We start from the raw sequence: 26,331 nt of genomic DNA on the forward strand, positions 1-26,331 counted from the left end.
TCGGGGCGGGAGTCGGGGCCGGCGGCGGTCAGGTCAGCCAAGGATCGTTCCCCTTGTAGATCAGGATCATCGAGAAATACGGCGCCTGCTCGGGCGCCTGCGCCAGCGGAACCGCGCGCTGGACGGGCAGCGAGGCGCGCTCGACATAGCCGGCGCGATCGGCCAGCCCCATGCTTCCCAGCAGCGCGCGGATGCGGGCGAAATGGCGCCCGACCTTCATGATCGCGACCGCCTCGGCGCCCTCGATGCGGCGGCGCATCTCGTCGTCGGGCAAGGGGCCGGGGATGACGGTCAGCACGTCGTTGCGCGCCGTCAGCGGCCGGCCCAGCGCGGCGGCGCAGGCGCCCAGGCTGCTGACCCCCGGCGTCACCTGCACCCGGTGATGGGGCGCCAGACGCGCATGCACATACATGAACGAGCCGTAGAAGAACGGATCGCCCTCGCACAGCATCACCACGTCGCGCCCCGCATCGAGGCGGCGGGCGATGCGCGCGGCCGCCGCGTCGTAGACGCCCTGGGCGGGGTGGCGCTCGACGGCCATGGGGACCTCGATGCGCAGCTCTTCGGCGTCGGGGCGGATATGCGCGCGGGCGATGGCGCGCGCGAAGCTGTCGCCGCCGGCCGGGGCCAGATAGGCGACGACGTCGGCCGCGCCGATCAGCCGCGCCGCGCGCAGGGTCAGAAGCTCGGGATCGCCCGGCCCGACCCCGACGCCGTGAAGCGTTCCGGTCGCGCTCATCGCTTGATCAGGCTCCACTGCACCACCGGCATCAGCGGCCGCCAGCCCTTGAGCCGCCCCACCGGCTCGACCCGCTCGACCGAGATGCGGGCCAGATCGCCCCCCATGCGCGCATGCAGCCCCAGCAGGACCGCCTCGCTTTCCAGCGTCACCGCGTTGGCCACCAGCCGCCCCAGCGGACGCAGCGCGCGCCAGCAGGCCTCGAAGACCTGCTCGCTCAGCCCTCCGCCGATGAAGATGGCGTCGGGCGCCGGCAGCCCCTCGAGCGCGGCCGGGGCCTCGCCCTCGATCAGCTCGAGGCGCGGCGCGCCCAGCGCCAGCGCGTTCTCGGCCGCCATGGCGCGGCGGTCGGCGCGCGGCTCGATGCCGATGGCGCGGGCGTAGGCGGCGGCGCGCATCCACTCGATGGCGACCGAGCCGCAGCCGCAGCCCACATCCCAAAGCAGCGCCCCGCGCATGGGCATCAGCTTGCCCAGCGTGGCGGCGCGCACCTCGCGCTTGGTCATGGTCCCGTCATGGCGGAAGGCGTCGTCGGGCAGACCCGGCGCGCGCGGCAGCAGCGCGGCATCGGGCGCGGCCACGCATTCGACCGCCAGCGTGTTGAAGGCCGGCACCTCGTGCGACCAGCTTTCGGCCAGCCCGTCGAAGCGCGCCTCGTCCTTGCCGCCCATGGCGGCGAAGACCGTCATGCGGCTGCGCCCATAGCCCCGCTCGGTCAGGAAGCGGGCGATGCGCGCGGGGGTGTCCGAGCCGGTGGTCAGGATCAGCAGGCGGATGTCGGGCTGGATGAAGGCGATCATCTGCTCGACCGGGCGGCCGTGGACGGTCAGCGTCTCGACGTCGGCCATGGACCAACCCATGCGCGCGGCCGCCAGCTGAAAGGCCGACAGCTGCGGGTGGTAGACGATCTCGGCCGGGTCCAGCGCGCGCCCGATCCGCGCCCCGACCGAGAACCAGAGCGGATCGCCCGTGGCCAGCACCACCACGCGCCGCCCGCGCAGCGCGCGCAGCGTGTCGATGAGCGCATCGAAGGGCGAGGGCCACGAGATGCGCTCGGCCTTGACCTTGTCCGACAGGCGGTGGTGGCGCTCGCCGCCGATGATGATCTCGGCGCTTTCGACGATGGCGCGGGCGGCGGGGCTGAGCCCCTCCATCCCGTCCTCGCCGATGCCGACGACATGAAGCCAGGGTTCGCTCATGACAGCCCCTTCGCGATGGCGTTGACGGCGGCCGAGGCCATGGCCGATCCGCCCCGGCGCCCGCGCAGCGTCAGGAAGGGCGCGCCGCGCGGGTCGGCGGCCAGCTCGGCCTTGGACTCGGCGGCGCCGACGAAGCCCACGGGAAAGCCGAGTATGGCGGCGGGCCTGGGCCAGCCCGCATCCAGCAGCTCGAGCAGGTGAAACAGCGCGGTGGGCGCGTTGCCGATGGCCACCACCGCGCCCTCGACGCGCTCGCGCCACAGCTCGACCGCCGCGGCCGAGCGCGTGTTGCCGATGCGCTGCGCCAGCTCGGGCGTGCGCGGGTCGTTGAGCGTGCACAGCACCTCGACCCCGGCGGGCAGCAGGCTGCGGATGACCCCGGCGGCGACCATCTCGCAATCGCACAGCACCGGCGCCCCCGCCGCGAGCGCCTTGCGCGCCGAGGCGACGACGTCGTCGGACCAGGCCAGGCGGTTGGGCACGTCGGCCATGCCGCAGGCATGGGCAAGGCGCACCGCCACGTCGCGCAGATCCTCGGGCAGGTGATCGAGCCGCGCCTCGGCGCGCACGGTGGCGAAGCTTTCGGCGTAGATGGCGGCGGGGTCGCGCTCGTATCGCAGGCGCCGCGCGCCGGGAACGACGGCCCCCGACAGCGCGTGCTCGAGACCCAGCATCCACCCCTCTTCGCGCGCCACGGCCTCGCGCTCGGCCTCGCCCAGCTCCTCGGGGCCGGCGAACAGCGGGGCGAGGCGGCCCTCGGCGTCCAGCGCCGCCAGCTGCGAGGCGGCGGCGCGCACGCGCGCGGCGCGGGGGGGCTCGCCGGGGCGCGGGGCGGGCTCGACGAAGGCCAGGGCCGCTTCGGCGAAGACGATCGGCGCGGCGTCGGTGTCGGGGGCGGTCAGCCCTGTCTCGAAGGGCCAGATGCGCGCGCCCTCGAGCCGCGGATCGTCGCGCAGCCGGGCGACGGCGGGAATGCCGGTCAGCGCCTCGCCGCCGACCGAGCCGACGCCGTTGAGCTGCCACACCGGCGCGGGCCGCGCGCCGCGCGCGGCGGCCCAGGCCTCGGTCAGGCGCAGCTCCTCGAGCCCCAGCTGCGAGAAGGCCGCGGCCTCTTTCGGGCGCAGCTGGCTCAGTCCCGGATGGCGCTGGCTGGGCGGGTGCCCCCAGAAGGGACCGTCCGCAAGGCCGAGGCGGCGGTTGAGCTCGCCGGCGATGGCGAAGCGGTTGTTGTGATTGGCGCCCGTGTCGATCAGCGCCTCGGTCAGCCCGGCCCAGACGGCCATCCAGTCCGAGGCGCCGTAGGCCGCCGCGGCGAAGCCGCGCGGATAGCCGAAGGGAAAGCCGAACCCGGCCAGGACGCGCCGCCCCGAGGCGCGCTCTTGCGCCAGAAGATCGCCCAGCGCGCGCAGCGCCTCGGCCCGGGTCGGCGCGCTTTCAAGGCGCGCCAGCCCGTCCTTGCGCCGGTGCAGCGCCCAGGTCGGGGCGTCGGCGCCGGCGCCGGGCTGGCCGGCGGCCGACCAGGCGACGATCAGGTAGCTGTCGAAAAGGCTCACGGGTCTGCGCTCCTGCGCCCTGGGGCTCAACGGGGGCGCTTGAGGTGCTTGCGCACGCTCTGCGGCCCCAGCGGGTGATCGGCATGGGGGTAAGGCGGGTGGTGGTGATGGTGGTGGCCATGGTCATGGCCGTGCCCATGGCCGTGCGCGTGGTCATGGCCGTGCGCGTGCTCATGGCCATGGTCATGCCCATGCGCCGCGTCCAGGCGGCACGCGCCGGTGCAGAAATCGTCGCACAGCGCGCAATCGGCCACGTTCGAGCCGGGCGCCGAGGCGCCCTGCCCCTCGACATGGTGATGGTGGCTTTCCTGCGGCATCCCCACCTCGGCCTCGAAGCCCAGCACCTGCGCGCGGTATTTGCACATGGCGCAGTTCATGGCGTTCTGACCCTCGAGGATCTCGGTCACGCGCTCGGCGAAGGTCTCGATCACCTTGGGGTGGTCGTTCAGATACCCCGCCTTCACGAACTGGATGTGCGGATGCGCCTTGGCCACCAGGTCGGCGAAGCCGTAGATGCGGTCGATGAGGATGCCCGTGAACAGGAAATAGGGGAACACGATCACCCGCCTGTAGCCCAGCCGCGCGACATGCTCGAGGCAGGGCTCGACCAGCGGGAAGGTGACGCCCGAATAGCCGGTCTCGGCCCAGCCGAAGCCCATCCCCTCCCACAACAGGCGGGTGATCTTGGCGACGTTGGAATTGGCGTCGGGGTCCGAGGCGCCGCGCCCGATCACCACCAGCGCCGTCTCGGTCAGCGGCACGGGGCCATGCTCGGCGTCGGCGCGCGCCACTGCCTCGCGCACGCGGTCGGCGGCGGCGGCGATCATCTTGGGATCGACGCCCAGCTCGCGCCCGTATTGCACGGTGACGCCATGCTCGGCGGCGTAGGCGTTCAGCACCGAGGGAATGTCGTTCTTGGCATGCATGGCCGCGAAAAGCATCCCCGGCACGGCCAGGATGTGGTCGCAGCCCTGCGCGCGCAGCCGGTCCAGCCCGGCGCGGATGACCGGATTCGCGAATTCGAGATAGCCGTATTCCACCGGCCAGCCCTGCGGCAGATGCGCCGGCAGCTTCTGCGCAAGCACGGCGAATTCGTCCACCGCGGCCTGGCTGCGCGAGCCATGGCCGCAGATCATCACCCCGATGCGGCTCATGCGCGCTGGTCCGCGCCCGAGGCCTCGGGCTGCGCGTCGGCCTGCGAATCCTCGGCCTCGTCCTCGGCCTCGGCCGCGCGGCCGCGGCTCTTGGCCAGCCACGCCGCCAGCGCGGCGGCGGCCAGCATGGCGCCGGCGGCCAGCCAGTGGCTGTGGCCCGAAACCTCGGCCAGGTGCCCCGGATGGGCCAGGGCCGGCGCGGCGGCAAGCCCCAGGACGGCGGCGATAGCGTGACGGGTCATGGTCGGGTCCTTTCCTCCTGCTGCGCCGAGGAGGAGGCCCGCCGCGCCCCATGGCCCGGCCGGCCGACGGAATGCTCCGCCCGTCGAACGGCCCCGGACCGCGCCCCCGGTTTGGGTCGGCGCCGCATCCGAATCCGCTCCGCCCCTCCTCGGGGCGCCGTTCGCGCCCCTTCCTTATCATCTGGGGCGCGTGTCGCAATCCACTTTGATTCCGTCCCCCCGCGCGCATAAGACGACACGCGGCGGCGCCATCATGCGTCCGCCCCGCCCGATGCGCCAAGGAGAGCCGATGTCCGTCCGACTGATCATATGCGAAACCTGCGCCCACGCCCCCGGCGAGAAGCTGCGCGACGGGCGCACCGGCGGCGAGGCGCTGCTGGCCGAGGTCGAGCGCGCCGCGCGCGACGCGCCCGGCGTCGCGGTCGAGCGGCACGCCTGCCTGATGGGCTGCGAGCATCCGTGCAACGCCGCCATCGCCGCCGAGGGCAAGATCGGCTATGTGCTGGGCCGCTTCGCCCCCACGGCGGACAGCGCGCGCGCGCTGGTCGAATACGCCGCGCTCTACGCCGACAGCCCCACCGGGCAGGTGCCCTACCGGCAGTGGCCGCAAGGGGTGAAGGGTCATTTCATCGCCCGCATCCCCGCGCCGCGCGCCGATACCGCCAAGGAGTGAACATGCTTGCCGATCTTCGCGTCCCGCCCTTCGACCCCGCGCTGCGCGCCCGCGTTCAGCACGCCATCGACGTCAAGACCAAGCCCCAGGGCTCGCTCGGCCGGATCGAGGAGCTGGCCCTGCAGCTGGCCCTAATCCAGGAAACCGAGGCCCCGCGCGTCGAGGCGCATCTTCTGTTGTGCGCCGCCGATCACGGCGTCGTCGCCGAGGGCGTGTCCGCCTGGCCGCAGGAGGTCACGGCGCAGATGGTCGCCAACTTCCTGGCCGGCGGCGCGGCCTCGACGGTCTTCGCGCGCGAGATGGGCTGCAAGGTGACCGTCGCCGACGCGGGCGTCGCCGCCCCGATCCCGCCCGCGCCCAAGGGCGCGCCGGCGCTGCGGCGCGCGGGCATCCGGCCGGGCACGCGCAACTTCGCGCGCGAGGACGCCATGACCCCCGCCGAACTGTCCGCGGCGCTGGAATTCGGCGCGACGCTTGCGCGCGAGGCCATCGCCGAGGGCGCGACCGTCATCGCGCTGGGCGAGATGGGCATCGGCAACACCTCTTCGGCGGCGATGCTGGCGCACAAGATCGCCGGGATCGAGCTGGCGCCGCTGGTCGGCCCCGGCGCGGGGCTGGACGGCGAGGGCGTGTCGCGCAAGCAGCAGGTGCTCGAGCGCGCCGCCGCGCGCCATCCGCGCCGCATGGATCCGATGGCGGCGCTGGCGGCCTATGGCGGGCTCGAGATCGCGGCGCTGACGGGCGCCTGCGCCGCGGCCGCGGCCGGCGGGGCGGCGGTGCTGTCGGACGGGTTCATCGCTTCGTCCGCGGCGCTGGCGGCCATCGCCGCGCGGCCCGAGATCGGCCCGCGGGTGATCTTCTCGCACATGAGCCGCGAGCCGGGTCATCGCCTGATGCTCGAGGCGCTCGAGGCGCGCCCGCTGCTCGATCTCGACCTGCGGCTGGGCGAGGGCACGGGCGCGCTGCTGGCGCTGCCGCTGCTCAGGGCCGCCTGCGCGATGCTGGCCGAGATGGCCACCTTCGGAAGCGCCGGCGTTTCGGGCAAGGACTGATGGCGCCGCCGCCCCGCCCCGACGCGCCCGAGCCGGGCGCCGCGCCCGAGGCGCATGGCGCGTCCGCCCCGCATGGCCAGGGCGCAAGCCCAGGGGACGCCGACGCGGCCGGCCTGCGCGGCCGGGCCGGCGCGGGCGGCGATCAGGGCGGCGATCAGGGCGGAGATCAGGGCGGAGATCAGGGCGGCGCGAGCGCCGACGCGGGCGGCCGCGCGGGCGGCGGCGGGAACGGCGCGCGCGCCGGGGCGGCAGGGGCGGCCGGCGCGCTGGGGCGCGAGTTGCGGCTGATCGTCAGCGCGCTGGGCTTTCTGACCCGCGCGCCCCTGCCCGCGCGGCTCTGGGCCTGGGCGGGGCACGAGCCCGACCGGCTGGCGCGCGCCGCGCGCTGGTTTCCGCTGGTCGGCGCGGCCGTCGGCGCGCTGTGCGCCGCGGTGTGGCTGGCGGCGGGCGCGGCGCTGCCCGCGCCGCTGGCGGCGGGGCTGGCGGTGGCGGCGGGCGTCGCGGCCACGGGCGCGCTGCACGAAGACGGGCTGGCCGATTGCTGCGACGGGCTCGGCGGCCATGCGGGGCGCGAGCGCGCGCTCGAGATCATGCGCGACAGCCGCATCGGCGCCTATGCTGGGCTGGGGCTGATCTTCTCGATCGGCCTGCGCTGGGCGGCGCTGGCGGCGCTCGAGCCGGCGGCCGGGGCGGCGGCGCTGATCGTGGCGCATGCATGGGCGCGGGCGCTGATGACCGGCGCGCTGGCGGCGTCGGACTATGCGCGCCCGACCGGCGCGGCGGCCGGCGCGGCGGGCGTGACGCGGGCCGAGGCGGGCGCCGCCCTCGGCCTTGCGCTGGCGATCGCCGCGGCGCTGGGCGGCGCGGGCGCCGTGGCCGCATGCGGCGCCGGTCTCGTGGCCGGCCTGTGGATGCTGCGCCTTCTCAAGCGCCGGCTGGGCGGCCATACGGGCGACGGGTTGGGCGCCATCGAGCAACTGGGAGAGATCGCCGTGATGACGACGCTGGCGGGGCTTTGGACATGATCTTCCTGCGCCATCCCCCCCCCGACGCCCCGCCGGGGCTGTGCTACGGGCGGCTCGATCTGGACCTGGCCCCCGGGGCCGAGGCGGAGATCGCCGCTGCGCTCGACGCGACGCCGCGCGCGCGGCATGTCGTCTCCAGCCCCGCCCGGCGCGCGCGCATCCTGGCCGAGGCGCTGGCCGCGCGCGACGGGCTGGAGGTGCGCTTCGACGAGCGGCTGTGGGAATACGGCTTCGGCGCCTGGGAGGGGCGGCTGTGGTCCGAGCTGCCGCGCGAAGACACCGAGCGCTGGATGCAGGACATGTGGACGCGCCGCGACCACGGCGGCGACAGCTTCGAGCAGCTCCACGCCCGCGTCGAGGCCGCGCTGCGCGACATGCCCGACGGAGCGGTGGTCGTCTGCCATGCCGGGCCGATCCGCGCCGCGCAGATGATCCTGCTGGGGCTGAGCTTCGAGCAGGTCTTCGCCCGCAAGGTGCCCTTCGCCGCGCCCATCGATCTGCGCAAGGAGGCCGCCCGATGGCGCGCGTCGCTCTGATCCTTGGCGGCGCGCGCTCGGGCAAGTCGGCGCGCGCGCTGGCGCTGACCCGCCCGCCGCGCGTCTTCCTGGCCACCGCCCAGGCGCTGGACGAGGAGATGGCCGCGCGCATCGCCGCCCATCGCGCCGAGCGCGGCCCCGACTGGACCGTGGTCGAGGAGCCGCTCGAGCTGACGCGCGCCCTGGCCGCCCATGCCGCCGAGGGGCGCTGCGTGCTGGTCGATTGCCTGACGCTGTGGCTCAGCAACCTCATGGCCGCCGGCCGCGACCCCGAGGCCGAGGCGGCCGCGCTGGCCGCCGCCCTGCCCGCGCTGCCGGGCGAGATCGTCTTCGTCTCGAACGAGGTCGGCATGGGGCTGGCGCCCATGAACGCGCTCGGGCGCGCCTTTCGCGACGCGCAAGGGCGGCTCAACCAGACCATCGCCGCCGTCGCCGACCGGGTCGAGTTCGTCGCCGCCGGGCTGCCGCTGACGCTGAAGGACAGGCCATGACCGCGACGCTGATGATCCAGGGCTGCGGCTCGAACGTGGGCAAGTCGGCGCTGACGGCGGGGCTTGCGCGGCTGTTCGCGCGGCGCGGGCTGCGCGTGCGCCCCTTCAAGCCGCAGAACATGTCCAACAACGCCGCGGTGACCGCCGACGGCGGCGAGATCGGCCGCGCGCAGGCGCTGCAGGCGCGCGCGGCGGGCGTGGCGCCCTCGGTGCACATGAACCCCGTGCTGCTCAAGCCCGAGACCGACCGCGGCGCGCAGGTCATCCTGCGCGGCCGGCGGCTGACCACGGCGCAGGCGCGCGACTATCACCGCCTCAAGCCGCAGCTGATGGAGGCCGTGCTCGACAGCTTCGCGCGCCTGCGCGCCGAGGCCGACCTGGTGCTGGTCGAGGGCGCGGGCAGCCCGGCCGAGGTCAACCTGCGCGCCGGCGACATCGCCAACATGGGCTTTGCGCGCGCCGCCCATGTGCCTGTGGTGCTGGTCGGCGACATCGACCGCGGAGGGGTGATCGCGCAGATCGTCGGCACGCAGGCGGTGCTCGACCCGGCCGACGCGGCGCTGATCCGCGGCTTCGTCGTCAACAAGTTCCGCGGCGATCCGGCGCTGTTCGAAGACGGTCTGCGCCTGATCGAGCGGCGCACGGGCTGGCGCTCGTTCGGGGTCGCGCCGTGGTTTCCCGACGCCCATCGTCTGCCGGCCGAGGACGCCGCCGATCTGACGCGCGCGCGCGCCGCCGACGCGCCGGACGGCGCCGGGCGCGACGGCGCGGCCGCCCCGGCGCGGCCGCCGGTCAGGATCGCGTGCCCGCTCATCTCGCGCATCGCCAATTTCGACGATCTCGACCCGCTGCGCCTCGACCCCGCGGTGCGGCTCGAGATGATCCCCCCCGGCCGCGCCCTGCCCGGCGACGCCGACCTGGTGATCCTGCCCGGCGCCAAGTCCACGCGCGGCGATCTCGACTTCATCCGCGCCCAGGGCTGGGACGTCGACATCCTGGCCCATTGGCGGCGCGGCGGGCGCGTGCTGGGCATCTGCGGCGGCTATCAGATGCTGGGACGCAGCGTGGCCGACCCCGACGGCGTCGAGGGCCCGCCCGGCGAGACGCCCGGCCTTGGCCTTCTGGACGTGACCACCGTCATGCGCCCCGACAAGCGCCTGACGCTGGCGCGCGGGCGTTGCGCGCTGACGGGCGAGGCGGTCGAGGGCTACGAGATCCATATCGGCGTCACCGAGGGCCCCGACCGCGCCCGCCCGGTGTTCGAGCTGGACGGCCGCGCCGAGGGCGCCTCGAGCCCCGACGGGCGCGTGCGCGGCAGCTATCTGCACGGCATGTTCGCCGCCGACGGCTTCCGCGCCGCGTTCCTGCGCATGCTGGGCGCCGCGCCCGCGCATGACGCCGCGCCGGGCTACGAGGCGCAGATCGACCGCACGCTCGACGCGCTGGCCGACCATCTCGAGGCGTCGCTGGATGTGGACGGCCTGCTCGAGGTCGCCCGCGCGGGCGTGTAGGGCGCGCTCGGCGCAGCGCCCGCGCGCCGACACGGCGCCGGGGCGCGCGCCGGCGCCCGCATCGGCAAGCCGCTGCGGGCCGCAAGCGCGCGCGCAACGGCCGCCGAAACGGCGATGCGACCCGTCGCGGAACCGGCGCAGCGACGCCGGGGGCAGGCGCCTGTCGCGCCGCGGCGCAGGCGACGCGACGCCCAGGCGGCGGCGCGCGGGCGCACCGCGCGCCAGCCGCCGCAACAGACACGCCCTTTCAGTCTTCCGACGCGCGCGATCGCGACCCTGGCCTGCACGGTCGGCATCCTTTCGGCGGCCGCCCCACCTGCGCGATCGCGCGCTCGCGCCAAGCGCATCGCCGATGGGCGGGCCGCCCCGCGCGTTCGCGGTCTTCTCGCGGTCTTGCGGATCGCTGCGAGCCGCAACCTGTGCGTGGGACGCTCCGCGCGCGATCGCGCGAACGGCTGCGTCGATCCAGATGCTCGATTGCGCAAGGCCGCCCCACCCCCTCGCGCGGCGGCGCCATCCTCGACAAGTGCGCTCGCGCTCGCGGCGCCCCATCGCGCGTACGGTCGCACCTCGGCGATCGCGCGTCGCGCACGCCTCGCGCGACGGCGCCGCCCCGCACGCGCGCTCGCGCGCCAAACGCCGCCTTGTGCGCCGGCCGCGTCCGGGGGCCGCCACGCGAGCGCAAGACCCGGCCATGCGCCGCGCCCCCGCGGCATCCGGGCCCCGGCTGCATGCGCTTGCGTCCCCGAGCGGCCCCGGGCGCGGCACGCGATCCTTGCCGGAAGCTCCCATTCCGCCCCGCCCGGCGCCGCGCTCGGGGGGCGCAGGGCGCGGCGGCTCTTGACTTCGGGCCACGCGCGGCGTTCTCAGGCTTCATGACCCCGAAACGCATCCCCGACAGCGCCGGGAACGCGCGCGTCATCGAGGACCCGCTCGACCCCTGGCACGCCGCGGCGCTGCACGCCGCGCTCGACCTCGACGGCCCGCCGCCGCAGGCCGGCGATCCGCTGCCGCCGCTGTGGCACTTCGTCTATTTCCGCGAGGCGGCGCGCGCCTCGGCGCTGGGCCATGACGGCCACCCGCGCACCGGCGACTTCATCCCCGACGTCGGCCTGCCGCGCAGGATGTGGGCGGGCGGGCGGCTGCGCTTTCTGGCGCCGCTGATCCTGGGCGCGCCCGCGCGGCGGGTGTCGGCCGTGCAGAACGTGGCGCTCAAGCAGGGCCGGGGCGGGCCGCTGGCCTTCGTCACCATCCGCCACGAGATCTTCGCCGGCCAGGCCCTGGCGATCCGCGAGGAGCAGGACCTGGTCTACCGCCCCCTGCCCGCGCCCGGCGACCCCGCGCCCGCGCCCGCGCCGCGCCGCGCCGACGCGCCCGCCTGGCGGCGCGAGGCGACGGCCGACAGCACGCTGCTGTTCCGCTATTCGGCGCTGACCTACAACGGGCACAAGATCCATTACGACCTGCGCCATGCGACCGAGGTCGAGGGCTACCCCGACCTGGTGGTCCATGGGCCGCTCATCGCGCAGCTTCTGGCCGATCTGGCGCGCGCACATGCGCCCCGGCCCCTGGCGCGGTTCGAGTTCCGCGCCGTCTCGCCCGTGTTCCGCGGCCGCCCCTTCGCGCTGTGCGGCGCGCCCGAGCGCGCAGGAGGGGCGGAGCAGGCCATCGACCTTTGGGCGCTGAACGAGGACGGGCGCCTGGCCATGACCGCCCGCGCCACGCCGGAGCCCGGCCGGTGACGCGCGCCGGGGCCGGGGAAGGCGGCGCATGAAGGCCTTCGCTCCCGCGCCCGAGGGGGCCGAGCGCGCGCCCGCGCGCCCGCCCTATCGGCCCGACATCGACGGGCTGCGCGCGGCGGCGGTGCTGGGGGTGGTGGTCTATCACGCCTGGCCCGCGCTTCTGCCCGGCGGCTATGCGGGCGTGGACGTGTTCTTCGTGATCTCGGGCTTTCTCATCACCGGGATCATCGCCGCCGAGATGCGGGCCGGGGCGTTCTCGCTCACGCGCTTCTACGAGCGGCGCTTTCGCCGCATCCTGCCCGCGCTGTTCGTCATGCTGGCGGCCTCGACGGCGGCGGCCTGGGCGCTGCTGCCCCCGCGCGAGCTGATGGAGTTCAGCCACGCCCTGCGCGGCGCGGCGGTGTTCGCGGCGAACATCGCGCTGGCCGACCTGACCGACTACTTCGCCGGCCCGGCCGAGATGCAGCCCCTGCTGCACACCTGGTCGCTGGGGGTCGAGGAGCAGTTCTACCTTGTCTTTCCGCCGCTGCTTTGGGCGCTCTTGCGCCTTGGCCACGGGCGAACGCTGGCGGCGCTGGCGGCGCTGGCGGCGGCGAGCTTCGCCATGGCGCTGTGGGGCGTGCGCACGGCGCCCGACAACGCCTTCTTCCTGCCGCACATGCGCATGTGGCAGCTGCTGGCCGGCGCGCTGCTGGCGCTGGCCGCGCCGCGCCCATCGAGCGACGCCGCCGCGCTGGCGCTGGCGGGGGCGGGCGCGGCGCTGATCGCGGGCGCCTTCGTCCTGCTGGGACCGCAGGCGGGCTTTCCGGGCTGGCCGGCGCTGGCGCCCACGCTTGGCGCGGCGCTCATGATCGCGGCAGGCGGGCGGGCGAACCCGGTTTCCCTGATGCTGGGGGCGCGCTGGCCGGTGGCGATCGGGCTTGCGTCATATTCGCTTTACCTGTGGCACTGGCCGCTGCTGGCCTTTGCGCGCACGCTTTCGGACGGGCCGCTGGAGGGCTGGACGCGGGCGCTTCTGGTGGCGGCGGCCTTCGCGCTGGCCTTCGCCTCGTGGCGCTGGATCGAGCGCCCCTTCCGCGCGCGCCCGCCGCTCTTGTCGCGGCGCGCGGCGTTCGCATGGGCGGCGGCGGGATCGGCGGCGTTCTTCGCGCTTGGCTGGGCCGGCAAGGTCGCCGACGGCGCGCCCTGGCGGTTCGACCCGGCGCTGCAAGCCGTCTATGGCGCGCGTCAGGCGTATTTCGAGGGCCCCGGCCGGGCCTGCGGCGCGCGCACCGGCGCGATCGCGCGCGCAACGGACCCGGCCGAAGCCGCCGCCCTGGCCTGCCGCATCGGCGCGCCCGAAGGCCCGGCGCAATTCGTCCTGTGGGGCGATTCGCTGGCCATGGCGCTGCAACCGGCGCTGGACGAGGCCGGGCGCGCGCTGGGCGCCGGGGGGCTGGCGCTGGGCCGCTCGGCCTGCGCGCCCCTGCCCGGCTTCCTCCGGCGCGAGGACGCCAAGTCGCGCGAATGCCTCGCTTTCAACGCGCGCGCGATGCAGATCGCCGCCGCGCCGCAGATCCGCGCCGTGGTCATCGTCAGCGCGCTGCAGTCGCTGCTTGCCGGGCCGCAAGGCCCCGAGTTGCGCGCGCGCCTGCTCGACACGGTCGCGCGGCTGCGCGCCATGGGCAAGCAGGTCGTCATCGTCGCGCCGCCGCCCCGGCCCGGCTTCGACGTGCCGCAGGCGCTGGGGCGCGCGCTGCGCTTCGGCCGCCCCGCCCCCGAGGGCCCCGCCCGCGCCGAGGCCGAGGCCGCCCTCGCCCCGCTGACCGAGGCCATGGCCGCGGCGCGGGCGCTGGGGGCGCTGACGGTCGACTCGACGCCCGTCTTCTGCGCCCGCGGCCGCTGCGACGTCGCGCGCGAGGGCCGCGCCCTGTTCGCCGATTCGCTGCACCCCTCGCCCGAGGGCGCGCGGCTGATGACCCCCGCCATCGCGCGCGCGCTCGCCCACGCCCTGCGCGCCACGCCCCAGACCCAGGACGACGACCCATGAGCGACCGCGACGCCGAACCCGCCCGCCCGCCGCGCCTGACGGCGCTGGCCCGCAGCCTGCCCGCCTCGGTTCCCTTCGTGGGCCCCGAGGCGCAGGAACGCGCGCTTGGCCGTGCTTTCCGCGCGCGGCTTGGCGCGAACGAGAACGTCTTCGGCCCCTCGCCGCGCGCGCAAGAGGCCACGCGCGCCGCCGCGGCCGAGGCGTGGATGTATGGCGACCCCGAGGCGCACGAGCTGCGCGCGGCCATCGCCGCCCATCACGGCGCCCGCCCCGAGAACGTCATGGTCGGCGCGGGGATCGACGGGATTCTGGGCGATCTGTGCCGCCTGATCGTGGCGCCCGGAACGCCCGTGGTCTCGTCGGACGGCGCCTATCCGACCTTCGCCTATCACGTCGCGGGCTTCGGCGGGCGGCTGGTCGCGGTTCCCTACGCCGCCGACGACCGCGAGGACCCCGAGGCGCTGGCCCGCGCGGCGCGCGAATGCGGCGCGCCGCTGGTCTATCTGGCCAACCCCGACAACCCGATGGGCTCGTGGAACGGCGCCGAGGCCGTGCGCGCGATGCTGGACGCGCTGCCGCCCGATTGCCTGCTCTGCCTTGACGAAGCCTATGCCGAGTTCGCCCCCGAAGGCGTCGCGCCCGAGCTGCCGGCGGACGATCCGCGCGTCATCCGCATGCGCACCTTCTCCAAGGCGCATGGCCTGGCGGGGCTGCGGGTGGGCTATGCGCTGGGCGCGCCCGAGCTGATCTCGGCCTTCGACAAGGTGCGCAACCATTTCGGCGTCGGCCGCCTGGCGCAGGCCGCGGCGCTGGCGGCGCTGGGCGACCGGGCCTGGCTTGACCATGTCCGCGCCGAAGTCGCCCGCGCGCGCGCGCGCATCGCCCGGATCGCGCAGGAGGCGGGACTGCGGGCGCTGCCCTCGGCGACCAACTTCGTCGCCGTCGATTGCGGGCGCGACGGCGCCTTCGCGCGGCGCGTGGTGCAGGCGCTGGCCGCGCGCGGGGTCTTCGTGCGCATGCCCTTCCGGGCGCCGCAGGACCGGTGCATCCGCATCTCGGCCGGCCGGCCCGAGGATCTGGACCTGCTGGCCGAGGTCCTGCCCGCGGCGCTGACCGAGGCGCGCGCGGGCTGAACGGGGCGCGGGGCCCATCCGCGACGGGCGGCGGGCGGCCCAGGTCGCCGGCCGCCCGCCTGCGCAGCGCCGCCGGCGCGAAGGCGGCGCCGAGGCAAATGCTGCGGCAAATATCGCATGCCCCCCGCGGCGGAGCCGGGCTATGCTGCGCCCTCACGCCCTCTTGCGCCGGACCGCCATGATCGACCGACTGCCGCCGCAACATCCCGACCGCATCGCTCTGGCCAACGAGCTGCACGCGCGCCCCTTCCCCGAGCTGGCCGCGCCCTGCCGCGCCGCGATGATCGCCCTTCAGCCCGAAAGCGGCGCGGCCGAGCGCGACCCCGAGGCCGACCGCGCCCATCTGCGCGCGCTGCTCGACCGCCACGGCGCACAGCACCCGGCGCCGGGCGCCGACCACTATTTCGGCGCCCTCGGCCGCGCGCGCCTGAAATGGGAGCGCCACACCGAGTTCGTCTCCTACACCCTGTTCCTCGACGGCCCCGCCGCCCAGCCCTTCGACGGCGCCGATTTCGCGCTGTTCCCGCCCGACTGGCTGGCCGAGGCGCCGGGCCGGATCATCGCCTCGGCGCTGGTGCATGTGGATCTGACCGAGGACGCCGCCGCCCCCGGCCCGGCCGAACGCGCGATCCTCGAGCGGTGCTTCTCGGCCGAAAGCCTGGCGCTTTCGCGCGTGCTCGACGGCAAGGCGCTGGCGGCCACCGATTTTCGCCTGCACGAGCATGGCTGCGCGCGCATCGCCGTCTTCGTGCGCCCCGAGGTCGGACGCCGCCGGCTGGGGCGGCTGGTGCAGCGCCTGCTCGAGCTGGAAACCTACAAATCCGCCTCGATGCTGACGCTGCCCGTGGCGCGGCGCGCGCAGCGGCGGCTGTCGGAGATCGACCAGGAGCTGACCCGGCTGATGGAGGGGCTGCGCCGGGGCGACGGCGACTCGCGCGCCACGCTCGACGCGCTCATGGAGCTGTCCACCGAGATCGAGACCATGGCCGCGCGCGCCGCCTTCCGCTTCGGCGCCGGGCGCGCCTACGAGACCATCGTGCGCGACCGCATCGCCGCGCTGCGCGAGGAACGCGTCGAGGGGCGCCAGACCTTCGCCGAGTTCATCAACCGCCGCTACGATCCGGCCATGCGCACCTGCCACGCGGCCGAGGGCCGGCTGCGCGATCTGGCGGCGCGGGCGGCGCGGGTGGCCGATCTGCTGCGCACGCGCGTCGACGTCGAGATGTCGGCGCAGAACCAGGCGCTGCTCGAAAGCATGGACCGGCGCGCGGCGCTGCAGCTGCGCCTGCAGGAAACGGTCGAGGGCCTCTCGGTGGTCGCCATAACCTAATACGCGGTCAACCTGGCCGCCTACGCGCTGGCGCCGCTGGCCAAGATGGCGCATGTGGACAAGACGTGGCTGACCGCCGCGCTGGCGCCGCCGGTCGTGGCGGCCGCGTGGTGGGGGCTCAGGCGCATGCGCCGGCGCCTGGCGGGCGGCGGCGACTGAGCGCTCAGCCGTCGGGCCGCGCCAGCCGCCGCTCGAGCCAGCGCACCGCCTGGCTCGCGATCAGGATCAGCGCAAGATATTCGAGCACCAGGATGGTGTAGATCTCGAGCGCCCGATACTCGGTGGTGTTGAGCTCGTTGGCCCTGCGCGTCAGCTCCTGCGCGCCGATGACCGAGACCAGCGACGACATCTTGAGCATGTAGACGAACTGGTTGCCCAGCGCCGGCAGGATGCGCCGCAACGCCTGGGGCAGGATCACCAACCGCATCGTCTGCCACGAGGACAGGCCGATCGAGCGCGCGGCCTCGATCTGCCCGCGCGGCACCGACTGGATGCCGGCGCGGAAGATCTCGGCCTCGAAGGCGCTGTCCGACAGCGCCAGCGCCAGCACGCCGGCCCAGAACACCCCCAGATCCGCGCCCGAGCCCAAGATCGCCGGCAAGCCGTAATAGACGTAAAGCAGCAGCACCAGCACCGGCACCGAGCGCACGACCTCGACATAGACGCGGTTGACCGCCCGCCACCAGGGGCTGCGCGACAGGCCGGGCAGCGCCACCACAAGCCCCAGCGCGACCGAGATCGCCAGCGCCGTCAGCGACAGCGCCAGCGTCAGCTTCAGCCCGCCGAGCATGAACAGAAGGTTGCTGCGCCCCGAGGGCAGCAGCGGCGACACCACATACCACCCGCCGGACGCGCATCCGCCCAGCGCCAGCGCCGCCGCCAGCGCCCCGGCCACGCCCGCCGCGCGCCGCCATCCGCCTGTTCCGCCGGCCATGCCGTCCCGCCCCCCATGCCCGCGCGCCGCCGCACGCGCCCCATGCCTGCGCGCATCCGCGCGCCCGAACTCATGCGCGCATCCGCGCAACCGAACTGACGCGCGCATCCGCGCGACCGAACTGACGCGCGCATCCGCGCGACCGAACTGACGCGCGCATCCGCGCGACCGAACTGACGCGCGCATCCGCGCGCGGGGGGCATCCTAGCGCCCGGCCCCGCCAAGGCAACCGCCGCCCCCGGCCCAGACCGCGCCGCCACGCCCGCCCGGCCGAGGCGAACGCCTCGCCCGGGGGCGACATCGGCGCCGCACGCGCTATGATCTCCGAACGGCCCGCGCGCGGCGCGGGCGCGACAAGGACGGAGAAGCACATGAAGAACTTCATCGCCGGCGCGATCGCCGCCCTCGGGCTCGGGGCGCTGAGCCTTGCGGCCGGCCCCGCCGCGGCCCAGTCAGCGCTGCAGGACATCCTTCAGAGCGGCAAGCTCAAGGTCGGCGTGACGGGCGACTGGAACCCCATGTCCATGCGCGACCCGGCCACCAACACCTTCCAGGGCTACGACATCGACGTGACGCGCAAGCTGGCCGAGGATCTGGGGGTCGAGGTCGAATACGTGCCCACCGACTGGAAGACGCTGGTCAACGGCGTGACCTCGGGCAAGTATCACATCACCGGCTCGGCCTCGATCTCGCCCGCGCGGCTCAAATCCGCCGGCTTTTCCGACAGCTATCTGACGGTGGCCATCCTGCCCTTCACCACCCGCGACAAGCTGCCGCGCTTCGCCGGCTGGGACAGCATCGACAATCCCCAGACCCGCGTCGCCACCACCCTGGGCACGACCTTCGAGCGCATGGTCAAGGACTGGTTCCCCAACGCCCAGCGCAAGACCGTCGAGGCGCCCGCCCGCGGCTATCAGGAGGTTCTGTCCGGGCGCGCCGACGTCTTCATCACCTCGAACGTCGAGGGCGCGACGCTGACGAAGAAATACCCCGATCTCGTGCAGATCCCGGTCGACAAGCCCCGCGCGCCTTCGGCCATCGCCATGCTGCTGCCGCAGGCCGATCAGGTGTGGATCAACTACGTGAACCACTGGATCCGCATCCGCAAGCTGTCGGGATTCTTCGACGAGACGGCGGCCAAGTGGGGTCTGGCGCCGCCCTCCTGACGCGCGGGCGCGATCCGGGCTGGATTTCGCATTTCGGCGGATCGGGATTTTTCCGATCCGTCGTTCATTTTAAAGTTGTGTTATGAATTTTGCATGAATAAGACTCGGCAAGAGAGCGGCGGCGCCGCTCTCTCGGACCCTGGGGGCGGGCGCACCGCTACGCTACGCTACACCGAACGGGCCGCTTGCGGCCCGGGCCTGTCCCCGCCCCCGGGGCTCCGTCACGCCAGCCGCGCATCGCGCGAATGCGGGACAATTCCCGAATTTCGTTCACCTTTGGGAAATCTCGCGCCGCTCAGCCCTCGAAGCGGCGCGCGACCAGCACGGCGTTGAGGCCGCCGAAGGCGAAGGAATTGCTCATCGCCGCGCGCAGCTCGGCCCGCCGCGCCTCGTTCGGCACCACGTCCAGCGCGCATTCGGGATCGGGCTCTTCGAAATTGATGGTGGGGGGAATCACCCCTTCGCGCAGCGCATGAATCACCGCCGCCAGCTCGACCGCACCGGCGCCGCCCAGGCAGTGCCCGTGCATCGACTTGGTGGACGAGACCATCAGCCGCTCGGCATGTGCGCCGAAGGCGGCGCGCAGCGCCTCGCACTCGGTGCGGTCGTTGGCCGCCGTGCCGGTGCCGTGCGCGTTCACATAGCCGATCTCCTCGGGGGCGATTCCCGCATCCTCGAGCGCCGCGCGCATGGCCCGCGCCGCCCCCTCGGCCGAGGGCTGCACGATGTCGCCCGCATCGGCCGACATGCCGAAACCGGCGATCTCGGCCAGGATCGGCGCGCCGCGCGCCTGCGCCGCCTCGAGCGGCTCGAGCACGAAGATCGCCGCGCCCTCGCCCTGCACCATGCCCGTGCGGTTGCGCGAGAAGGGGCGGCAAGCGTCGCGCGCCATCACGCGCAGCCCCTCCCACGCCTTCATCACGCCGAAGACCAGCGGCGCCTCGGCCCCGCCGGTCACGGCGATATCGGCCATGCCCGCGCGCACCATGTGAAAGGCCTGCCCGATGGCGTGATTCGACGACGAGCACGCCGTCGAGACCGACCAGGCCGGCCCGCGCAGGCCATGGCGCATCGAGATGTTCGAGGTCGGCCCCGACACCATCAGCCGCGGCACCACGAAGGGGTGCACGCGGTTCTTCCCCTCCTGGAACACGGCGCGATAGGCCTCGTCGATGGTGCCCATTCCGGTCAGCGCCGTGCCGATCACCGTCGCCGCGCGCAGCCCCGCCTCGCCGGCGAAGGAGACGCCCGATTGCGCCACCGCCTCGTCCGCCGCGGCCAGCGCCATCTGCGTGGCGCGGTCGAGCAGCGCCAGCTCCGAGCGCGAAAAGCGGTCCTCGCCGCGGAACTCCCTGGCCTGCGCGCCGATGCGCACCGACAGGCGCTCGACGTCGGGCATCTCCAGCTCGCCCACGCCCGAGCGCCCCGCCTCGAGCGCGGCGCAATGCTCGGCCGCCGTCGAGCCCAGCGCCGAAACCACGCCCATGCCGGTGACGACGACGCGCCTCATGCGCCGCTCAGCCCTTTTGCTGCGCGATCAGCGTCCGCACCCCTTGGGCGATCTTCTCGACCGACGAGATGTCGAACTCGCCCGAGGTCGGATCGTTGGCGTTGAAGGGGACCGAGATGTCGAAGGCCTCTTCGATGGCGAAGACGGCCTCGACCAGTCCCAGGCTGTCCACGCCAAGCTCCTCGGGGCTGGACTCGGGCTTCACCTCCTCGGGCGAGATCAAAGCCTGCGCGGCGATGATCTCGACGATCTTGCGCATCACCTCGTCCGACATCGCGTTCTCCCAATCCTGCGTCGCCGTCTCCTATCGCGTCGGGCGGCGACGGGAAAGCCGAAATTCATTTCCCGAGCCGCCCGATCAGCCGCGGCAGGCGCCGCATGGCCATCATCATGCGCATCCATTCGTCGCGCGCGATGGCCGGCGAGCCGATCACCACCGCCCGCGGCGGCACGTTCGAGCCCACCCCGGACGAGGCCGCCACCACCGCGTCATGGCCCACGCGCACATGATCGGCCACGCCCACCTTGCCGCCCAGCACCGCGCGGTCGCCGATGCGGGCGCTGCCGGCCACGCCGACCTGGGCGCAGAGCAGGCAGTTCTCGCCGATCTCGACGTTGTGGCCGATCTGCACGAGGTTGTCGATCTTCGTGCCCGAGCCGATGCGCGTGTCGGTCAGCGTGCCGCGGTCCACCGTCGAGCCCGCGCCGATCTCGACGTCGTCGCCGATGCGCACGGCCCCCAGCGAGTGGATGCGCGCGTGATGGGTGTTGAGCGCGTCGGCCGCCACGGCGCCGGTCTGGCGCGCGCTTTCGACGGCGCCCTTCTCGGGCGTGACGAAGGAAAAGCCGTCGCCGCCGATCACCGCGTTGGGCTGGGCGATGAAGCGGTCGCCGATGCGCACGCGCTCGCCCACCCGCACGCCCGCATGCAGCAGCGCATCGTCGCCGATGCGCGCGTCGGCGCCCACGCTGGCATGCGCCAGGATGCGCGCGCGCGCCCCGATGCGCGCGCCCGGCCCGATCCAGACGAAGGGGCCGATCGATGCGCCGGGGCCGATGCTGGCCGACGGATCGACGACGGCCGAGGGGTGCACGCCCTCGGGCGCATGCGGCGGATGCTGGAAGGTCTGCGTCAGCGCCGCCATCGCATAGCGCGGACGCGGGGCGAACAGCGCCGCCTCAAGCCCCAGCGCCCGCCAGTCGGCGCCCGGCCACAGCAGCGCCGCGCGCGCGCCCCCGCCCTTCAGCGCCTCGGCGTAGGAGGGGCTGGCCGCCACGGCCAGATCCTCGGGTCCCGCCTCGGCCGGATGGGCGGCGCGGACGACCGCGATCGACAGATCGCCCGCCCCCTCGACGCCAAGCGCGCGGGCAAGGTCGGAAAGCGTGATGCGGCGAAGATTCTGGGGCATGGCGCGGCCTCGGGCTGGGTTCGTTGCGCCGACCCTATACCCTTCGCGCCGCCCCGGCGCCAGAAGCGGCGCGCTCAGCCCTCGCCGGGCGCCGCCTCGGCCACGCGCGCGCCCTCGCCCGAGGGGGGGTCGCTCAGGCCCTGCGCGCGCAGCGCCTCGTAAAGCCGGGCGTCGCGCCCGTAGACGTCGGCGCGGAACTGCGGCGTGCCGTCCGCCGCGACCCAGACCGTGCGATAGCCGATATGCACCGGCATCGGCGGCCGCAGCGTCACATAGACCTCGCGCCCGGCCTCGAGCCAGCGCGCCATGCGCTCATCGACGTCGGGGTATTGCGGCGCAAGCAGGCGCCGCGCCAGCGCGAAGGGGTCCTCGACGCGCACGCAGCCATGCGAATAGGCGCGCCGGTCGCGCGCGAACAGCCGCTTGGCCGGCGTGTCGTGCATGTAGATGCTGAAGCGGTTGGGGAACATGAACTTCACGCGCCCCAGCGCGTTCTCCTCGCTCGGATCCTGCTTGACGAGGAAGGGGAAGCGGTCGGCGTCGAAGGCCGAGAAATCGGCCGGCATCTGCTCGGGCGGCAGGGGCGCGCCGTCGCGGCCGACGAGGCGCATGCCGTTGCGCTCGAGATAGGCGGGGTCCTCGCGCAGCTTGGGCAGGATCTCCTTGACCGCGATCGAGCGCGGCACGTTCCAGATCGGGTTGAAGACGAGATGGGTCATCTCGTCGTCGAACTCGGGCGTGCGGAACCTGGGCGCCTTGCCCGCCACGATGCGCGCCGAGTGAACGGGCGCGCCATCCTCGAACAGCGTCATGCGGAAATCGGCCAGGTTGACCTCGATCCGCCGGGGCGCCGGCGCGCGCGGCCGCCAGCGGATGCGCTCGAGATTGACCGCCGCCTGGCGCATCCGGTCCTGCGCCGAGGCGCCGAGCGCCTCGAAGCTGAGCGCGCCGGCCACGCCGTCATCGTTCAGGCCGTGCCGGCGCTGAAAGGCGCGCAGCGCCCGCTCGAGCGCTTCGTCGAACAGCTCGGGGTCCTCGGCGGGCGCGGGCTCGGCCAGATCGCCCATCAGCGCAAGGCGCGCGCGCAGCCGCGCCACGCGCGGGCCGCGATCGCCGCGCCGCAAGGTCGGGCCGTTCAGATCCTCGGGCGGCCAGACGCCGGCGCGCGCAAGGCGCCCGAGCTCGGCGTAGAGCGCGCGCAGGGCGGCGTAGTCGGCGTTGGCCGGCGCCAGCGATTCCAGCGCCGCGCGCATGGCGGCCGCATCGCGCGCCTGGGCGGCCAGCGCGATCAGACGCTCGGGCGCGGGGCGCTCGGGGCGGATCTGGATCTCGGGATCCACGCGCGAGGGGTCGAGCGCCCCCGAGGCAAGCCCCGTTCCCACGCGCAGCAACGCGCGGCTGAGCGCCGCCTCGGCCCGCGCGGCGGCGCGCATCGCATCCGGCCCCGGCGCCTGGGCGCGCGCCATGGCGGCGCGCAGATCCTCGGCCAGCCCCGCCGGCAAGGGCAGCGCATGCGCGCTCGCGTCTTCGATCGCGGACAGAAGTCCGCCCGCCCGCCCGCGCCCCGCATCGTCGAGCCAGAGCGGGCGCCATGCCCGCGCCTCGTAGGCGCGGCGCAGCGCGGCGTCTCCGGCCAGCTCGGCGCCCAGCGCGGCCGGCCACGAGGCCTCGTCCCAGGGGGCGGGCGCAAGCGCGCCCCGCTCCTGCGCGGCCCCCGAGGCGGCCCCCGAGGCGGCGCGCGGCCCGGAGAGGTCCGGCGCCAGCGTCAGCGCCAGAAACAGCGCAAGAGGGATCGCGAAAGGCCTGAAAATCATCGTTGCACTCCGAACACGGCGCCAAGGGCTTTGCGTCGCATCATAGACGCGCCGCCCTCGCGGCACGAGAATGACGCGCGATGCGTGAGCAAATCGTGATCATGCGTGGGATTTTCGTCGCAGAAGCGGCCCGCCCCGCCGGCCGCGCCCGGCCGATGGGCGCCGAAATTGCGGCGAATCTGCAACTTGGCGCGACATTCGCCTCATGTGATATGGTTGACGCAATGCTCCGCAACCGGGGCGAAGCCGGGCAACTCCGGCGGCGTAGTGTGAACGAGGCGGCAGGAAGCATCATGACCATGGACCAGCGGCTCACCCGCAGGGGCCTTCTCGGGCTGATCGGCGCCGGAGCGGCGCTTGCCGCGGCGCCCGGGCTGGCGGCGCCGGCGACCTTGCGCGGCAAGGGCGACTATCGCGCGATCCACCTCTTCAGCTCGCGGCTTGGCGAAAGCGTCAACACGGTCTACTGGATCGACGGCGAATACATTCCCGAGGCGCTCGACGAGATCAGCCATCTGCTGCGCGACTGGCGCCAGGATCTGGTCAAGCCCATCGACCCGCGCGTGATCGACATTCTGGCCGAGGCGCACCGCAAGCTGGACGCGGCCGAACCCTTCGAGGTCGTCTCGGGCTATCGCAGCCCCCAGACCAACGCCATGCTGCGCCGGCGCAGCAGCGGCGTGGCGCGCAACAGCTATCACATCAAGGCCATGGCGGCGGACGTGACCATGCGCTCGCGCAGCGTGGAGCAGATGTATCGCGCCGGCCTGTCCTGCCATGGCGGCGGCGTGGGCCGTTACTCGCGCTCGGGCTTCGTGCACATGGATTGCGGCCCCGTGCGCAGCTGGGGCCGCTGAGCGCTCAGAACCAGGCCAGCGGATCCGGCCCGATCAACGCCGGATGCAGGCGCAAAAGCGCCAGCCAAAGCGCCGCGCCCGCCGCCGCCTCGACGGCGAGGCGCGGCGACGCGGCGCGGCGAAGGCGCGCGGCAAGGCGGCCCGAGCGCGGCGGCGCGCGCCGCTCGAACGCCGCGACGCCGGCCAGGGCGAACAGCGCGAAGCCGCCGAACATCATCGCCGCGACCGCGTCGCCATTGGCGATCAGATGCGCCAGCGCCCAAAGGAACAGCCCCCACAAGAGCGGATGCCGCGTCAGCGCCGCCACCCCGTCGGGGCTGGCCGGCGCCGCGCCGGGCAGGATCGAGACGGAATGCGGATTGGGCCGCGCCGCCCCGGCCGCCAGCAGGATCGAGGCCGGCAGCATGAGCGCCACCGCCGCGGCGGCCGTCTCGGGGCCCGAGGGCCAGAGCTCGACGGTGGGCGCGCGCAGCGCCGCCGAGATCGTCCAGGCCAGAGCCCCGACCGACAGCGCGCTGTAGAGCGCGACGTAGCGCCCGCGTCCGAGGCGCGCGATGAGCCTTGCGCGCAGGTCTGCGACGCGCGGCGCCAGGTGCAGGGCCAGAAAGACGGCGTAGGCGGCGAGAAACTCGGCCATCGGGCGCTCCGCGATCATGGCGACGATCCGGCCTCCGTTCTGAACCGCGCGAAGACGGCGCGCAAGCCCCCGCCGGCGGTCCGCAGCGGCGGGCCGATGCCGCGCCGGGCGCGGCGGCGCGCGCGAAGCGGCGTCTTGGGGCGCAAGGCGCCGACGCCCGCGCGAGCGGCGGGCCGAATGCGCGGCCCCGGCGGCGCCGGGCCCGAGGGCGGCGCGCCGTCGAGGCGCAAGGGGTGCCCGAGGCGCGCGCCGGCGGCATGGTCGGCTTGCAAGCCGACCGGGCGAATGGCGCTCGCGCGGGCCCGGCCCCATCGGTCGGCCGCGCAAGACGTCGTCGAAGGGAACGCAAGGCGCAGGCCATCCGCCGCACCGCCCGGCCCATGCCCGGACGTCGCGCGGGAAAGCCATGCCGGAACGAAGCATCGCGCGGCGCCGGTGCGTGGAAGCCGAGACGAGGTTGATGAACGGAACCTTGTGCAGCGCGCCGCCGCCCGATTGTCGGTCGCGCAGGCCCGCCGCAAATCCCTGCGCCCCGCCGGGGTCGGCAATGACGCTGGCGGATCCGCCCCGCCAAGCCCGAGCCCGAGCCCGAAAACCCCGGGTCGGCCTTCGCGCGAATGGAAGCGCCCGCGTCCATTGCCCGATGCGCTCGGCGCCCGGGGGCGCCTCCTTCGCGAATGGCGCGATCCCTGGAACGCGGGGCCCGCGCCGCCGCCGCAAGGGCGCGATCCGCCCCTCGCGGCCCCTTGCCCGCCGCGCGCTCAGGGCTAACTTGCGCGGCGCGGGCGAAGCGCCGCCGCGCCGGACACCGAAGGAGCTTGACATGAATGCACCCGCGCTCTCGCCGCCCGCGGTCGCGCTGCTCATCGCTCATGGCTCGCCCAGCCAGCCCGAGCGGGCCGAAGCCGTCTTCGCCGACATCGCCTCGCGCGCCGAGGCGCTGGCGGCGCCGACGCGCATCATCTCGGCCACCCTGGCCGCGCCGGGCGCGCTGGCGCGGGCGCTGACGGAAGCGGGCGCGCTGGCGGGACCGGGGGCCGAGGCGGCGGCGCTGCCCTTCTTCATGACCGATGGCTGGTTCGCCTCGGACGAGCTGCCGCGCCGTCTGGCCGAGGCCGCGCGCGCCTGCGCCGGCGCGCCGCGGCTGCGCCTGCTGCCCCCCTTCGGCGCAGAGCCCGAGCTGGTCGAGATCGGCGCCGCGCGCGCCCGCGCGGGGGCGCTGGCGGCGGGGTTCGATCCGGCCGAGGCGACGCTGGTCGTGGCCGCGCATGGCTCGCCCTCGGACCCGCGCCCCGGCGCGGCGGCGCGCGACTGGGCGCGGCGGGTGCGCCGGCTGGCCGGCTTCGGGGCGCTGAGGGTGGGCTTCGCCGACGAGGCGCCCAGCCTTGCCGAGGCCCTGCGCGTGCGCGGCCCCGCGGTGTGCCTGCCCTTCTTCATCGGCCATGCCGGCCATGCCGAGCGCGATCTGCCCGAGGCCGCGCAAGAGGCGCGCTATGCGGGCGTCATGCTCGACCCGATCGGCGCCGATCCCGAGACCCCGCGCCTGATCGCGCAGGCGCTGGCGCGGGCCACCCCGCGCCCCTCGCCCTGAGCGC

At 74.7% G+C, this 26,331-nt stretch carries 23 protein-coding genes and 1 pseudogene; 13 read left to right on the forward strand and 11 right to left on the reverse strand.

Annotated elements, in window-relative coordinates; genetic code table 11:
* Positions 1 to 28 precede the first annotated feature (28 nt).
* The 5 genes from cobI to BMW67_RS10310 all read right to left on the reverse strand — a co-directional run bounded on the left by cobI (position 29) and on the right by BMW67_RS10310 (position 4,887).
* Positions 29 to 739 carry a precorrin-2 C(20)-methyltransferase gene (gene cobI / locus BMW67_RS10290; protein ID WP_072747595.1) on the reverse strand — a complete coding sequence of 237 codons (711 nt, stop codon included), beginning with the start codon at positions 737 to 739 and terminating at the stop codon, positions 29 to 31.
* Complete coding sequence (gene cbiE, locus BMW67_RS10295) at positions 736 to 1,938, reverse strand: precorrin-6y C5,15-methyltransferase (decarboxylating) subunit CbiE (protein ID WP_072747594.1); 1,203 nt, start codon at positions 1,936 to 1,938, stop codon at positions 736 to 738. Before cbiE ends, cobI begins: the two co-directional genes overlap by 4 nt.
* A complete protein-coding gene (locus tag BMW67_RS10300; protein ID WP_083581382.1) occupies positions 1,935 to 2,612 on the reverse strand; it encodes a precorrin-8X methylmutase in 678 nt (225 codons plus the stop codon). Before BMW67_RS10300 ends, cbiE begins: the two co-directional genes overlap by 4 nt.
* Before the next feature lie 905 nt (positions 2,613 to 3,517).
* Entirely contained in the window at positions 3,518 to 4,645 is a 1,128-nt protein-coding gene (locus BMW67_RS10305; protein ID WP_072747593.1) for a sirohydrochlorin chelatase, read from the reverse strand.
* The gene (locus BMW67_RS10310) at positions 4,642 to 4,887 is read right to left on the reverse strand and encodes a DUF6732 family protein (RefSeq protein WP_072747592.1); all 246 of its coding nucleotides are present in this window, start codon (positions 4,885 to 4,887) and stop codon (positions 4,642 to 4,644) included. The genes BMW67_RS10305 and BMW67_RS10310 overlap by 4 nt, the downstream gene beginning before the upstream one ends.
* Before the next feature lie 289 nt (positions 4,888 to 5,176).
* Between BMW67_RS10310 and BMW67_RS10315 the strand changes: the two genes are divergently transcribed.
* The 10 genes and pseudogenes from BMW67_RS10315 (at position 5,177) to BMW67_RS10360 (ending at position 16,568) form a co-directional block, all read left to right on the forward strand.
* Positions 5,177 to 5,560 (forward strand): DUF1636 family protein, encoded by a 384-nt coding sequence (locus BMW67_RS10315; protein ID WP_072747591.1) that lies wholly within the window; start codon positions 5,177 to 5,179, stop codon positions 5,558 to 5,560.
* A gap of 2 nt (positions 5,561 to 5,562) precedes the next feature.
* Positions 5,563 to 6,612 carry a nicotinate-nucleotide--dimethylbenzimidazole phosphoribosyltransferase gene (gene cobT, locus BMW67_RS10320; protein ID WP_072747590.1) on the forward strand — a complete coding sequence of 350 codons (1,050 nt, stop codon included), beginning with the start codon at positions 5,563 to 5,565 and terminating at the stop codon, positions 6,610 to 6,612.
* On the forward strand, positions 6,612 to 7,637 hold the full coding sequence (cobS, locus tag BMW67_RS10325; RefSeq protein ID WP_083581354.1) for an adenosylcobinamide-GDP ribazoletransferase: 1,026 nt from the start codon (positions 6,612 to 6,614) through the stop codon (positions 7,635 to 7,637). The genes cobT and cobS overlap by 1 nt, the downstream gene beginning before the upstream one ends.
* The gene (locus tag BMW67_RS10330; protein ID WP_072747589.1) at positions 7,634 to 8,173 is read left to right on the forward strand and encodes a histidine phosphatase family protein; all 540 of its coding nucleotides are present in this window, start codon (positions 7,634 to 7,636) and stop codon (positions 8,171 to 8,173) included. The genes cobS and BMW67_RS10330 overlap by 4 nt, the downstream gene beginning before the upstream one ends.
* Positions 8,155 to 8,664: a bifunctional adenosylcobinamide kinase/adenosylcobinamide-phosphate guanylyltransferase gene (gene cobU / locus BMW67_RS10335; protein ID WP_072747588.1), complete on the forward strand. Its 510-nt coding sequence runs from the start codon at positions 8,155 to 8,157 to the stop codon at positions 8,662 to 8,664. The genes BMW67_RS10330 and cobU overlap by 19 nt, the downstream gene beginning before the upstream one ends.
* Complete coding sequence (locus BMW67_RS10340) at positions 8,661 to 10,175, forward strand: cobyric acid synthase (RefSeq protein ID WP_072747587.1); 1,515 nt, start codon at positions 8,661 to 8,663, stop codon at positions 10,173 to 10,175. The genes cobU and BMW67_RS10340 overlap by 4 nt, the downstream gene beginning before the upstream one ends.
* 875 nt (positions 10,176 to 11,050) lie before the next feature.
* A complete protein-coding gene (locus tag BMW67_RS10345) occupies positions 11,051 to 11,917 on the forward strand; it encodes an HTD2 family dehydratase (RefSeq protein ID WP_072747586.1) in 867 nt (288 codons plus the stop codon).
* Between the two features lie 28 nt (positions 11,918 to 11,945).
* Positions 11,946 to 13,946: an acyltransferase family protein gene (locus tag BMW67_RS10350; protein WP_072747585.1), complete on the forward strand. Its 2,001-nt coding sequence runs from the start codon at positions 11,946 to 11,948 to the stop codon at positions 13,944 to 13,946.
* Complete coding sequence (locus BMW67_RS10355; RefSeq protein ID WP_072747584.1) at positions 13,943 to 15,079, forward strand: pyridoxal phosphate-dependent aminotransferase; 1,137 nt, start codon at positions 13,943 to 13,945, stop codon at positions 15,077 to 15,079. The genes BMW67_RS10350 and BMW67_RS10355 overlap by 4 nt, the downstream gene beginning before the upstream one ends.
* A gap of 190 nt (positions 15,080 to 15,269) precedes the next feature.
* Positions 15,270 to 16,568: pseudogene (locus tag BMW67_RS10360) on the forward strand (DUF3422 family protein).
* Positions 16,569 to 16,572: 4 nt separating this feature from the next.
* On the opposite strand, the gene BMW67_RS10365 reads toward BMW67_RS10360, so the two are convergent.
* The gene (locus BMW67_RS10365) at positions 16,573 to 17,343 is read right to left on the reverse strand and encodes an amino acid ABC transporter permease (protein WP_083581351.1); all 771 of its coding nucleotides are present in this window, start codon (positions 17,341 to 17,343) and stop codon (positions 16,573 to 16,575) included.
* A gap of 371 nt (positions 17,344 to 17,714) precedes the next feature.
* Between BMW67_RS10365 and BMW67_RS10370 the strand changes: the two genes are divergently transcribed.
* Complete coding sequence (locus BMW67_RS10370) at positions 17,715 to 18,509, forward strand: transporter substrate-binding domain-containing protein (protein ID WP_072747583.1); 795 nt, start codon at positions 17,715 to 17,717, stop codon at positions 18,507 to 18,509.
* A 295-nt stretch (positions 18,510 to 18,804) separates the two neighbouring features.
* Here BMW67_RS10370 and BMW67_RS10375 read toward each other — a convergent pair whose 3' ends face one another.
* From BMW67_RS10375 to BMW67_RS10390, 4 genes are all read right to left on the reverse strand, one after another.
* The gene (locus BMW67_RS10375; RefSeq protein ID WP_072747582.1) at positions 18,805 to 20,019 is read right to left on the reverse strand and encodes a beta-ketoacyl-[acyl-carrier-protein] synthase family protein; all 1,215 of its coding nucleotides are present in this window, start codon (positions 20,017 to 20,019) and stop codon (positions 18,805 to 18,807) included.
* A 7-nt stretch (positions 20,020 to 20,026) separates the two neighbouring features.
* Positions 20,027 to 20,293 carry an acyl carrier protein gene (locus tag BMW67_RS10380; protein ID WP_072747581.1) on the reverse strand — a complete coding sequence of 89 codons (267 nt, stop codon included), beginning with the start codon at positions 20,291 to 20,293 and terminating at the stop codon, positions 20,027 to 20,029.
* A 64-nt stretch (positions 20,294 to 20,357) separates the two neighbouring features.
* Positions 20,358 to 21,428, reverse strand: a complete 1,071-nt coding sequence (locus BMW67_RS10385) for a UDP-3-O-(3-hydroxymyristoyl)glucosamine N-acyltransferase (protein WP_072747580.1) — start codon at positions 21,426 to 21,428, stop codon at positions 20,358 to 20,360.
* Positions 21,429 to 21,502: 74 nt separating this feature from the next.
* Positions 21,503 to 23,242, reverse strand: a complete 1,740-nt coding sequence (locus tag BMW67_RS10390; protein WP_083581348.1) for a L,D-transpeptidase family protein — start codon at positions 23,240 to 23,242, stop codon at positions 21,503 to 21,505.
* A 293-nt stretch (positions 23,243 to 23,535) separates the two neighbouring features.
* On the opposite strand from BMW67_RS10390, the gene mepK reads away from it, so the two are divergent.
* Positions 23,536 to 24,099 (forward strand): peptidoglycan L,D-endopeptidase MepK, encoded by a 564-nt coding sequence (mepK, locus tag BMW67_RS10395; RefSeq protein WP_072747579.1) that lies wholly within the window; start codon positions 23,536 to 23,538, stop codon positions 24,097 to 24,099.
* 4 nt (positions 24,100 to 24,103) lie between these two features.
* Here the strand turns inward: mepK and BMW67_RS15740 are convergent, their stop codons facing one another.
* On the reverse strand, positions 24,104 to 24,754 hold the full coding sequence (locus BMW67_RS15740) for an NnrU family protein (RefSeq protein WP_177174502.1): 651 nt from the start codon (positions 24,752 to 24,754) through the stop codon (positions 24,104 to 24,106).
* Positions 24,755 to 25,559: 805 nt separating this feature from the next.
* Here BMW67_RS15740 and BMW67_RS15745 point away from each other — a divergent pair.
* Entirely contained in the window at positions 25,560 to 26,327 is a 768-nt protein-coding gene (locus BMW67_RS15745; RefSeq protein ID WP_072747577.1) for a sirohydrochlorin chelatase, read from the forward strand.
* Positions 26,328 to 26,331 lie beyond the last annotated feature (4 nt).

The organism is Oceanicella actignis (assembly GCF_900111545.1).
In the GTDB taxonomy this organism is placed as follows: Bacteria; Pseudomonadota; Alphaproteobacteria; order Rhodobacterales; family Rhodobacteraceae; genus Oceanicella; species Oceanicella actignis.